The following is a 12,201-nucleotide window of genomic DNA, read 5'->3' on the forward strand; positions in this document are numbered from 1 at the left end:
TATAGCTATAGCCAAATAAGTTAAGACATAAAACCCAGAAGAGTGTTGCGGCGCGAAGCGCCGCAACACTCTTCTGGGTTTTGTTTTTGTCCTAACATAACTGGCTACTGCTATATAAGAGATAGCTAGATGGTTAATTTTTTAAGGATATCTTCTTGGGAACCGCAGTTTGACTTGCCGATGTTTCTATATCCTTTTTGCAAAGATGATCGGGCAAGGCAGAACCCGACGGATCGAGTTTGTTCGCTAGGTTGGGATATTTAATCCTGCCATGATTGCGCTCTTGCCAGACCTTAATAAATACGGGAGCAATGCGGTCTAAATCTTCCCAAGTTAAGGAGCAGTCTTTGAGTTGACCATCATTCCATCGGGTTTCAAAGATTCTCATAAGCAGGCTCTTTGCGGCTTCGAGTGTGGTGTCAGTCCCAAGCGATCGCAAAGCCGCTTCACAGGCATCAGCCAGCATGACGATTCCCGTTTCGCGAGATTGGGGAATGGGACCAACATAACGAAAATCTGACTCATAGACTCGATCAGATCGCTTTTGGGCTTGGCAATAAAAGTAGGTAATTGCGATCGTTCCCTGATGTTCGGGGATAAAGGCTTGCAGCATTTCGGGAAGGTGATATTTTTGAGCGAGTCTTATGCCGCCTGAAACATGCTCTTTCACAATTTGGGCGCTTTCCCAAGGATCGTTAAGAAGGTCATGGGGATTGGGTTGTCCCATTTGATTTTCAATAAAATATTCTGGGCGCAGGGTCTTACCGATATCGTGATAGAGCGTACCCGTTCTGACTAAAGTGGTATCCGCACCCAGTTCGCGGGCGGCAGCTTCGGCGAGATTGGCAACAAATAATGTATGTTGGAAAGTGCCTGGGGTTTCAGTTACCAAGAGGCGAAGCAGGGGGCGATCTAGGTTGGCTAGCTCCGCTAGACGGAAGGGGGTTAAGGCATAGGCAATATGCTCAAGGTAGGGAATTGCGCCGAGGGCAACGATCGCGGCAATGATGCCTCCCGATGCGTACTGAAGTGCAGTAATCGCCATCAGTACGGGGGGAGTCGATCCTGCGATAATCGCGATCGCTATATATACTGATGCCTGCAAAAATCCTACTAAGAGCCCCGTTGCCGCAAGGTGAGATCGCGTTAAAGGTCGATTTGTGATTGCTGCTGCAACAATTGCGCCGACTAATACAGGCGCGAGGGATAACAGATTGGCACTGATGGCGATCGTTAATAAACCTGATACCAGCAAAGTAATTAGGAGCGCTAATCGCGAACTATAAAAGCTGCCAATAATTAAGCCCATACCTGCTAAGGGCACAAATACGAGCATATTGGGAGCCATAATGACGGTGGCAAGGGTGCTACCCGTACAAACCATGCCTAGCGCTAACAGATCTTTGACATGGAGTTTGACCTTTAGTAGATATTGCCATCGCTGGTTAGCATAGCCAAAGATGCCAAAAGCAAGTGCTGTACTTAAGGTCAGTAAAATTAACCTTTTAATATTGACCTGTCTTTGGGTCATTTTGAGTTCGTCTAAAATGACAAACTGTCGCTCCGTAATTTTTTCGCCGCCTTTAACGATCAAGTCCCCAACTTGCAGTGCCACTCGCTGGGTTTGGACAGACTCTGAGGCTTTGATCGCTCTTTCGGTTGTACCAACATAGTCAATGGTTAGATTTGGCTTAATCGTGGAACGAACTAGGGCGATCGCCATCATGCGATGATCTTCATTGATGGGCAGATTGCTCAGATTGGTAAGGCGTTTTAACAGCATATCGTCTGGTAACCCCGAGACAATGCCTGAGGACTGGACATCAAGCAAGGCTTGTCGCGTTAGTTTCTTGCAGTTTTCCCATTCCTCATTGGACATTTCTAAGAGGCGATCGCGAAACATTTCTGGTCCTTTTGCTGCCTTATCCTGAGTCATCGCATAGGCTCTACGAACCTCAGTTATCTTATTGAGGAGCTTTTGGTAGTCTTGAGGGAGGGCATTGAGCTTATAGGTTGTTAGCTCGGCTAAGGCTACAGAAGGTGACTCTTTATCTCTGTTGATCGCACTTGTGATCGCACTTGATGTCGAGACTTGATTGCTAACGTTAGTAGCAAGTTTATTGGCTTTATCTTGTAACTGTACCCACTCAGGCTCAGAAATCCTTCTGAGATATCGTTGTACGTCATCGCTAAGAATTTGGCGATCCACATAGGGTAAATTCCCCGATGATATGCGTAAGTTGTCCCCCACCTGCAAGAGTTCTTCAAGATGCTTAACAGCATTAGCATCCGACTCAGGATTGCTCCGATAGACAGGAATTACTTGCTGTTTGGCTATTTCCTTTGCCTGTCTAGTTGCTTCGATGTCAGTGGCTTCGATACTTTTAGGCGATCGCAAATCTTGATCGACAAAAGTGCCAATGTCCAACCTCGGCTCAGAATAAAAACGAATGCTGAGGGAGGAAATCAGGCAAACAAAGGTAATGCCTATAACCGCTCTACCAGACCACTTTCGGGAAATGCGATGGGTCGTTTTAGGGAGCAGAGATGAGTGGTTGGGAGCAATTCCCATAGTTTGATTACTCTAGTTAAAAAGATTCGTAAGAACAAATGCAGCTTAAATTTATAATTTAGGGGATCTGGCGATCTCATTCAGACTTCTAGATGTACCAGATTTTCAAGGTTAATTTCAATCAATAAACGCAAAATTTCGTCACTATTTTGAGGTCTATTGCCGCAAGGCTTTAGAAATCAAACATTCTGACCATGAGTAAATAATTAAGCGACTACTTAAGCAACTGCCTAATATTGGCTCAAGATTGGTTCAAGATTGGTTCGGGGTATGGGGCAAAAAACATCTCAGCATCATTTTGAGGTAGGAGTTTGAGCGTAACTCGAACCGAATAGCTTTATGAAAGATCATGGACATAGCTGTGGTTAGGATCTGCGATCTAGAGGACGAGGCAAATACCATAGCCCCTGACCTTTTGATATTGATAATTTATCTTCAATAAGTAGCTGGGTATAATTAAAACCCAGAATCAAAACCTGTAGGGCACGCTACAGATTTTTTTATATTTAATTGCGCCTAACTACTTAATTCATCATTAATTTGAACAGGGATTGAATAGGGAGAGTAAGACATAAGCCGGGTTCTGTTTCGGGAGTTTTATCAACTACCCTAGCGGTTATCTATCTGGGATGTTTGTTACCAAACACCTCATGCGGCACACACTCAATCGCGATCGCCTAGCTTTCGCCAAATAATCACATTAAGTAACGGACATAGGATCGATTGAAGATCGCAACACCTATATCCTCTCGCCTTGCTTCCAACTGGGGTTTACCGAGCCAGAGCCTCACGACTCTGCTGGTACGCTCTTAACGCACCTTTGCACCCTTACCAGTTGATCTCTCAACTGGCGGTATCTTTCTGTGGCACTATCCTCACGATCGCTCGCACTGGGCATTATCCAGCAGCCTGATCTTCATGGAAGCCCGGACTTTCCTCAAAACCCATACTCAAAAACATTTTGCAATGACTTTTGAGTCAGATTTCGCAACCACTCGCTTGCTCTCCCTTATTACCATTATGTACCAAAGAACGTTACGGTACAAAGTGTGGCTTCTAGTATTCTCTAGTATTCTTGGGTTGGGCGATGGTTGCAAAAAATTATATTAAATCTAAAAAACCTAAAATCTGCGGCGCACGCGCAGCGTGCGTCGCAGATTTTAGGTCTGGATTTTAATTGTGCTGAGGTGCTTAGCAAAAAATTAATGCAAAAAATTAATACATTAATTTCGATAATTTCATGCAAAAACTGGTATAAGTATGCGGAAATAATGTTTATCAAAATCAAGTTGTTTTGCTAAACTATCTGGTTATTCGGGGCTAATCTTAAAAAGCCTTAATATTGAATGCCCAACTCATATAAACAATTTTACATTCTTTGATTACAGGTGTGAGTGACTAACTAAATGATGAAACACTTCTCCAAAGGGATGTACACGCTGATTTTGTCCTTGATGTTGGTAATTGTTGCAGGAGTTTCACAAGCTGCTGCCGCAAACTTATTGAGGGTTTTAGTCAGAGAGGAAAATGGCTCTAAAATGTCTGTAGCTGTGACCCAACCAGCAACTCTACAAACTTCAGGACAAGCGAGCCGTCGTCTCGATCCTGGTAAATGGTATACGTTACCGCTTACCTCGGCATATCGCATTACCCCTAGCAATAACGGATTGGTGCAGGTTGGCAGTAATCTTTATCCAGGTGAAATTGAACTTCGCGCGTGGAATAATAAGGCGATCGCTGTTAACGTACTCTCCCTTGAGGAATATCTTCGTAGCGTGGTTCCCAGTGAAATGCCTGCCAGTTGGCATATGGACGCATTAATGGCGCAAGCAGTGGCTGCTCGTAGTTATGCCGTTAATACCCAAAGGCAGCGCAAATGGGGCGAGGCTCCCTACGATCTAGTCAGCGATACCCGCGATCAAGTATATAAAGGCTTCTATCGTTTCGACCCCCAAACAGGTCAAGCGATCGCCCTAATTCACAGTCGTAGCGATCAGGCAGTTGCTTCCACGGCGGGCTATATGCTTCGTCCAGGATTTAAGGGTTATTACCGCGCCCGCCTTCCCCGCAACTGGATTAGTTGGGGTGGTGGGTATATGCCTGTCTCTGACGGGCAACACCTCGATCAAGAAATGACGCAACAGATGGCTGAAAATGGCTGGAATTGGGTGCAGATTCTCTCTTGGTGGTATCGTGATCAACCCATTAAAAACTAATAAACTAAACTAAGCAGCTAAACTCCAACAAGATATAGCGCTAAATCGTTTAGGAGAAAAATAGGGCTTCGGCTACACTCAGCCATCGGTATATGTTGGCTGAGCGTAGCCGAAGCTGGCTGAGCGTAGCCGAAGCCTCTCTTAACTCATTTAGAAATAACAACGTATGAGATGAGTGGCGGCGCTTCGCGCCGCCACTCATCTCATACGTTGCCCTAGATCTGTAATTCACTAAATTGATGGCGATTAACTATGGCAATTAACTATGGCAATTAACAAGTTATCTGAAGTCGAGATTTCGTCAGCGATCGCTCAACTAGCGGGTTGGGCTGTGGTTAATGGCAAGTTGCAAAAAAACTTTAAGTTTCGTGATTTTGTAGAAGCCTTTGGCTTTATTAGTAAAGTTGCGATCGTTGCTGACAAGATGGGACATCATCCCGAACTTTTTAATGTATATAACAAAGTAACGATCGACCTGACTACCCATGATGCCGATGGGATTAGTGCCCTTGATTTTGAATTAGCACAAAAAATAGACCGACTTCTATAGCATTTTTCATTGCCGACCATTTAAGCAAAAGGGGCGATTTGCGCCCCTTTTGCTTAGCAATGACGCTTTTGGTGCCATTGCCATGCATGGCGCAAAATCAGATTTAGATCGGCGTATTTAGGCTGCCAGTTTAAAATTTTTCTAGCCTTCTCACTGCTGCCCACTAACGCAGGTGGATCGCCTGCACGGCGATCGCCCATTACCACGGCGATCGGCTTGTCCGTGATTTGCTTTGCCGCATCGATGACCTCTTTAACAGAAAAGCCATTACCATTACCGAGATTAAAGATTTCACTCCTGTTGCCATCGAGTAAATATTGCAATCCTAATACATGGGCATCGGCAAGATCGGTAACATGAATATAGTCGCGAATGCAAGTTCCATCGGCGGTTGGATAGTCGGATCCATAGACTGTAATGGCATCGCGTTTACCCATAGCTGTTTGTAAAACTAGGGGAATTAAATGGGTCTCAGGATCGTGATCCTCACCGATTTCTCCCATGGGATCGGCTCCTGCGGCATTGAAATAGCGAAAAATTACCGACTTAAGACCATAAGCAACATCGAAATCTTGCAAAATACGCTCGACCATCAGTTTGGTAGCCCCATAGGGATTAATCGGCGCTTGGGGATGATCTTCAGTAATTGGTATTTGCTGGGGTACGCCATAACTGGCACAGGTGGAAGAAAAAACAAAGTTTTTGACATTTGCTGCAACCATTGCCTCCAACAGGGATAAAGTGCCAACCACATTGTTGCGATAGTATTTATCTGGTTGGCTGACAGATTCGCCCACATAGGCATAGGCGGCAAAATGCATGACAGCGCTAATTTGGCGATCGCTAAATAGGCGATCCAGTAATGGGCGATCGTTTGTATCTCCAATAATTAATTCAGCACCGAGCGTTGCGGCAATATCCTGATGCCCGTAAACAAGACTATCTAAAATCAACACCTGATAGCCAGACAGTTGTAAAGCTTTTACGGCATGGGAACCGATATAGCCTGCCCCACCTGTGACCAAAATGGTTTGCTTACTCATTGCGTTTGATGATTTTTATTAATTAACTCAAGTCGTGACTTGAGAATATCAAAAATCTCAGGCGGAATATGGGTACGGAGCGATCGCCCCAAACGATTTTTCTTCTGAGCTATTTGTAAACAATCGATCTTTTGGCATAGGTATGCTGAGCGTCCCATGCCTTGATCGAGCTGGATCTGAAAATGTTGATGTACATTTTCCCGATCATTGCGATCATCTTGATCGTTTTGCTCAGGAGCGATCGGTACACGTACGACGCGCCAGAAATTATCGCGCAAAGCGATGCATTGACAACTAACACAACGTCGGTGCAGCTTCAGAGCCAAACTAATTTACTCCTTATCCTTATGTGGTAGCGCTAAATAGGTAAGGATGGGCGGTGCTTTGCGCCGCCCATCCTTACCTTATTTTCATTGACATGCCTAGTTATTCTCGTCGTCCTCATCTTGGTCAAAACTATGCAAGACAACCCGATTTTCTCCAGCCCTTGTGGAGGCGGCTTCCATCTTGCGATCTTCTTCGTTGTAATCGTACTTCGCCAAATTTTTAATATCGATTTTCCAACCAGTGAGACGAGCAGCCAAGCGAACATTTTGTCCTTCTTTACCGATCGCCAAACTCAACTGATCCTCAGGCACTAGCACATGGGCAATTCTCTCATCGGCGTTAATCAACCGTACTTCCTGAATTCGGGCAGGGCTTAGCGAATTGGCAATATAAGTTGAAGGGTCGGGTGACCAGCGGATTACATCAATCTTTTCACCGCGCAATTCGGATACGACAGCCTGAATTCTGGCTCCGCGTGCGCCAATACAAGCCCCCACAGGATCGACATCCCGTTCAAGGGTATCTACAGCAATTTTTGTCCGAGGACCTACCGCAGGTGATGGCGGATTGGCTTCTCTCGCCACTGCCACAATCCGCACGATTTCTTCCTCGATCTCAGGCACTTCATTGGCAAATAGGTATACAACCAGACCAGCATCTGCTCGCGATACTAATAGTTGGGGACCTCGACGCGATCCCTCAAATACTTTCTTTAGATAAACCTTGAGGGTCATGTTCGGACGATAGGGTCTTTCGCCCGCTAGTTGCTCACGCTTGGGAAGTTCAGCTTCGACCTCAGGTTGACCAAATCCACTACTGACCGCAACAATAACCGAGGTCGTTTCAAAACGAAGTACGCGCCCTTGGAGAACGGTCCCCTCGACATCTTGAAACTCTTCTTGAATGATTTTGCGTTGCTGATCTCTGAGCTTTTGTGCTAATACTTGCTTGGTCTGGATTGCCGCCATCCGACCAAAATCGCCTTGTTCTGGAGTGACATCGACGACTACAGTTCCGCCTGCTTGGGCTTCAGGTGCAACTTCCCGCACCTCTGACAATCCAATTTCATGATCGGCATCGCTAACTTCATTAACGATCGTTTTGGTCGCTAAAACTCGAAATCCTTCGCCTTCGAGATCGAGTTCTACATCAAAGTTATTAAAATGCTCTTCTTCAAAATTAATACCATCGGAGCGATAGGTTTTACGAAAGCGCTCGTAACCCTTGAGTAAGGCTTCGCGTAAAGCATTTTGGACTGCGTGTTTGGGAAGATTTCGCTCTTTGCTAATCACTTCTACCATCTGTCCCAATCCAGGTAAATTCAACAATGACATAAATTTTGCTCGCTATGATAAAAACTAAATAATTTCAAAACGTGAAGGTTAGGATGTCGTCAAGCCCTTGACATCCCATATACGCAGTCTGGCTGATTAATTGCTTATGGCGATTTTCTTGATTGTCGAGCTATTCCATTTTTGCTAGTTCAACGCGATCGACAAGTTCGCGGGGAATATTTACAATTCGACCTTTGATACTAATGGTTACATGGGTTTCGTTTCTTGCCATGAGATGACCACTCCAGCTTTGTTTACCATCATGGGGAACGGTCGTACTGACATTGATCATAAAGCCTCGGAAAGCGACAAACTCGCGATCGCCCTGTAACTGCCGTTCGGCACCTGGGCTAGAAATTTCTAACACATAGGCATGGGGAATTAAGTCGATCTCATCGAGGACAGCCTCCAGAGCACGGCTCATTCTTTCACAGTCATCTAATCCTGTGTCTTGGTCGAGATTGCGAATATCGACCCGCAACACGATCGGGTTTTTATTGGTATGCAGCACCACATCGACCACCTCTAACCCAAGGGGTGAGGCCACTTCTTCAGCAGTTTGAAAAATTTGCGGAATTAGAGGATGACTCATAAATAAAATTGTGATCTGAGCGTTGATTTATGATTTTGATGCGAGCTTTGATAAGGGGAAATCACAAAGAGTGAAATCTTCTCGAAGCAGTTTGAAAGGACAAATTAAAAACAAAAAAGTGGGACATTTGCCCACTTTTGCAGTGATTTTAACTGTAACCGATCGCTGCAAAAAACATCACAGGTGCGATGCTCTAGCTGCTATAGACTCTAGCCTTACCTGCAAAATAACAAACAGGTAATAATCGAGTTTACTTCTTCGGAGCTTGCGTACTATCGGGAAAACACAATTATCTTTGCGTTTACTTCTTGCAAGTGTTTGCAAATGTCGAGACTTGTCGACCAGTACTAGAGCTTATTCTATCACGCCCCTTTAGCATCTAGAACAAGATAGGACTTTTTACGACAATTTTGTCATCATAACGATGGGCAAAAGTAGCTCTTTTTATCTCATGGGTGGCATTTCGAGGCTTAAATTTCAATCTTTCCCCTTCATCTACTCCGTTCCCAGTGAAAAATTAGACGTTGCGGCGCTTCGCGCCGCAACGCGAATTCTTGGTTTTGTATGTCTATATTAAAAAACAAAACCAGAGAGCATACCGCCCGCGCAGCGGGCGGTATGCTCTTCTGGTTTTTAAGTTTACTTATGCCTAGCTACTAGCTCGGGACGTTCTTCGGGAACTATTGCTCCCTGTATGGGACATACCTGTAGGCAAACCCCACAGTCAATACAGAGTTTAGGCTCAATCCTGAACCAAATAGTCCCCTTAACATTTGCCCCCTCACCTTGTTCAATACAAGCTACGGGGCAGGCAGGGACGCATTCTGCTATGCCTTCACATATGTTTGATGCGATCGTGTAAGCCATGTGGGTTCTATATTCAAGAGCTTTTAAAGTAACAAAAATAACAAAATATAACTTATGCATAACCCATATATAACTTTTTTACGAAAAAAAGGCATAAGTTAGGCGTTGCGCTTTTTGTTTTTCCATGTAAGATACATACATCGCAGCTAGGTTGTAGGAAGTTAGCTGCATAACCCAAACCAAATTCTTCGTCGCTAGGCGATTTCAATCATTAGATTGGGTAGTTTGTAACTTCTCTATATCTGAAGTAGGTCTTAGCATAGGGCAATATGATCTACCAAGCATATCCAGTTTCAAGCTGCAATCGGTAACATTTCTAGATATGTAATTAAATATATAACTAGTTACTGTTGCTCCAATTATCCAATATTCTTCTTTGATAGTTAAGTAGCTTAGAAATAGCGATTCTAAGTGGTGATGGTGGTGCTAAAGTCCATACTTTCTATCTTGTTAATCGCATAGATTCACCAGATCTTTTGCAGATCATCTATAAAAATTCACAAAATAGGTCTATAAAGTAATGAAATACTTATCCTCTGCCATTCTTTCAACTGTCGGTGTAGTTGCTGTTTCCTTTTCTACAGGTGCTGCTAATGCCGCGAGTTTCAGTTATGGCGATATTGTTGTATCGACAGGTGCCTTAAGCGGTGCTGCATCAATCAACTTCGCCAATAGCACTGGTTGGTCTGGAAACTACAATTTAGTAAATGGTAGCGTTGTTAATCAATATGCTAATCCTCTAGGTAATGTTGGAACTTACTCTGCTACTGAGCCTACGGGTGCTTCTATTCCAGGACTTAACTCTGGTTCTGCTACCTATACCTTCTCTGCTCCAGTTTCATCCTTTGCTTTCCTTTGGGGTTCGATCGATCCTGGCAACTCATTAACCATTAACTACAATGATGCGCCTTCCGATACAATTACGGGAGCACTACTTGCTTCTAACCTCGGACTCACTGCTGATGGCAGTTGGACGAGCCCAAGCAGCAATGCCGTTCTAACTTTTGCTGACGATTCACTTGACAAGGCAATTACATCGATTACTTTCCAATCATCGACAATTGCGTTTGAAGTTGCTCCAGTGCCCGTACCCGTTCCTGCCATTGTGCCTGGTATTGCTTTAGCTGCTGCTTTCTTTGGTGGTAAGGCTATCAAGCGTAATAAGAAGGCTAATGATTCTGTTGCTTAGTTCTGATTAAGTAGCAATAAAATACAGTTGGGTCGCAGTTACCTGTCAGTATTAAAAGGAAGCCGAAGATAGCAATTTGCTATCTTCGGCTTTTATGCAGAGATGTCAATAGTTAATAAGGTTTTATGAAAACGTTACAGCTAGGTACCAGCTGGTTTTTGGAAGAGGCAGGTGGATTGGCGCGGGTTTATTACGGATGTGTGAACTATCTGCCACAAGTAGGGGTTGGGGTAAGTGGTTTAGTGGCTGGTTCCGATCGCGTTGAGCAAAGCTCTAGCGGATTAGTACAAACTTTTGCTAGTACGAATAGTGGAACTTTACAGCGATCGCTAGGTGTCCGAAAAGCCTTTAAACAGGTCATCAGCAAGTCCCAATTTGATTTGGTTGCGTCACATTTTGCCCTATATACCTTTCCTATTCTCGATCGCCTAGGTAAACTGCCATTGGTGATTCATTTTCATGGACCTTGGGCTTTGGAGAGTAGAGCTGAAGGGGCGGGAAAATTATCGGTTTTTGGGAAATGGGCGATCGAGAAATTGGTCTATAGTCGAGCGGATGGTTTTATTGTTTTGTCAGAGGCATTTCGGCAGATTTTACATAAGACCTATGGTGTGCCGTTAGAAAAGATTTTTATTGTGGGTGGTGGTATTGATACCGCCGAATTTAAGGTGGATTTAACGATCGCCCAAGCTAGAGAACGATTGGGCTGGGCGCAGGATCGAAGGATTATTCTTTGCGTGCGCCGACTGGTGCAGCGTATGGGTTTGGATAACTTAATTGCTGCGATCGCTCAAGTCCGTCAGCAGTATCCTGAGGTTTTACTTTTGATTGCGGGGAAAGGTGCGATCGCTGAGAGTCTGCGATCGCAGATTCAGCAATTACAACTGGAAGACTCGGTAAAACTATTGGGATTTGTTGCCGATTGCGACTTGCCGATCGCCTATCGAGCAGCGGAGTTATCGATCATTCCCAGTGTATCGCTAGAAGGTTTTGGACTAATTGCGATCGAGTCTATGGCGGCTGGCACACCTGTATTGGGAACACCCATTGGTGGTATTCCTGAAATTTTACGGTTGTTTTCTGCGGATCTCATCTTGGAGGGCAGTACGACTAGTCAATTAGCACAAGGAATAATTGAAGCCTTGTCAGGGCAAAGGCAAATGCCAAAGAGTGAAGCTTGTCAAGACTACGTTCGGCAAAATTATGATTGGCAAGTAATTGCCCAGCAAATGAAAGCGGTTTACGAGCAGGTGCTCCAGCGATAGAGTTTATACCAAATCACAAAATGGCGTAGCCATTTTGTGATTTTAAAACCCTTACTGGGTTTAGTTTTCAATTCCCAAAAGTGTAGCCACATTTTTGGGAATTGGTATTAATACTAATTCACGAAAGTGTGACAACACTTTCGTGAATTAACGTCAGTTCGGGTTAAGCTGGCAAATTTTAAAAGCCCAAAAGTAAAAGCCTTGCTTAGCAAGGCTTTTACTTTTGGGCTTTGAGAAAAGGTTTGC

At 44.4% G+C, this 12,201-nt stretch carries 10 protein-coding genes and 1 other RNA gene; 4 read left to right on the forward strand and 7 right to left on the reverse strand.

The window, feature by feature from the left end; genetic code table 11:
* Positions 1-133 precede the first annotated feature (133 nt).
* Together AC805_RS09955 and rnpB are read right to left on the reverse strand one after the other, a co-directional pair.
* The gene (locus AC805_RS09955; RefSeq protein ID WP_055075292.1) at positions 134-2,572 is read right to left on the reverse strand and encodes an HD family phosphohydrolase; all 2,439 of its coding nucleotides are present in this window, start codon (positions 2,570-2,572) and stop codon (positions 134-136) included.
* Positions 2,573-3,128: 556 nt separating this feature from the next.
* An RNA gene (gene rnpB / locus AC805_RS10005) (RNase P RNA component class A) lies at positions 3,129-3,579 on the reverse strand.
* 399 nt (positions 3,580-3,978) lie between these two features.
* On the opposite strand from rnpB, the gene AC805_RS09960 reads away from it, so the two are divergent.
* Positions 3,979-4,788 (forward strand): SpoIID/LytB domain-containing protein, encoded by an 810-nt coding sequence (locus tag AC805_RS09960; protein ID WP_055075293.1) that lies wholly within the window; start codon positions 3,979-3,981, stop codon positions 4,786-4,788.
* 265 nt (positions 4,789-5,053) lie between these two features.
* Entirely contained in the window at positions 5,054-5,338 is a 285-nt protein-coding gene (locus AC805_RS09965; RefSeq protein ID WP_055075294.1) for a 4a-hydroxytetrahydrobiopterin dehydratase, read from the forward strand.
* A 53-nt stretch (positions 5,339-5,391) separates the two neighbouring features.
* Here AC805_RS09965 and galE read toward each other — a convergent pair whose 3' ends face one another.
* From galE to AC805_RS09990, 5 genes are all read right to left on the reverse strand, one after another.
* Positions 5,392-6,381 (reverse strand): UDP-glucose 4-epimerase GalE, encoded by a 990-nt coding sequence (gene galE / locus AC805_RS09970; RefSeq protein WP_055075295.1) that lies wholly within the window; start codon positions 6,379-6,381, stop codon positions 5,392-5,394.
* Positions 6,378-6,707, reverse strand: coding sequence for a YlxR family protein (locus tag AC805_RS09975; protein WP_055075296.1), 330 nt, complete (start codon positions 6,705-6,707; stop codon positions 6,378-6,380). Before AC805_RS09975 ends, galE begins: the two co-directional genes overlap by 4 nt.
* Before the next feature lie 96 nt (positions 6,708-6,803).
* A complete protein-coding gene (nusA, locus tag AC805_RS09980; protein ID WP_055075297.1) occupies positions 6,804-8,042 on the reverse strand; it encodes a transcription termination factor NusA in 1,239 nt (412 codons plus the stop codon).
* A 130-nt stretch (positions 8,043-8,172) separates the two neighbouring features.
* Complete coding sequence (rimP, locus tag AC805_RS09985; protein WP_055075298.1) at positions 8,173-8,634, reverse strand: ribosome maturation factor RimP; 462 nt, start codon at positions 8,632-8,634, stop codon at positions 8,173-8,175.
* Between the two features lie 639 nt (positions 8,635-9,273).
* Positions 9,274-9,501, reverse strand: a complete 228-nt coding sequence (locus tag AC805_RS09990; protein ID WP_055075301.1) for a 4Fe-4S dicluster domain-containing protein — start codon at positions 9,499-9,501, stop codon at positions 9,274-9,276.
* 520 nt (positions 9,502-10,021) lie between these two features.
* Here AC805_RS09990 and AC805_RS09995 point away from each other — a divergent pair.
* Positions 10,022-10,690, forward strand: coding sequence for a hypothetical protein (locus AC805_RS09995; RefSeq protein ID WP_055075299.1), 669 nt, complete (start codon positions 10,022-10,024; stop codon positions 10,688-10,690).
* 125 nt (positions 10,691-10,815) lie between these two features.
* Positions 10,816-11,955, forward strand: a complete 1,140-nt coding sequence (locus AC805_RS10000) for a glycosyltransferase family 4 protein (RefSeq protein ID WP_055075300.1) — start codon at positions 10,816-10,818, stop codon at positions 11,953-11,955.
* The last annotated feature ends 246 nt before the right edge of the window (positions 11,956-12,201 follow it).

Source organism: Pseudanabaena sp. 'Roaring Creek', from assembly GCF_001402795.1.
In the GTDB taxonomy this organism is placed as follows: domain Bacteria; phylum Cyanobacteriota; class Cyanobacteriia; order Pseudanabaenales; family Pseudanabaenaceae; genus Pseudanabaena.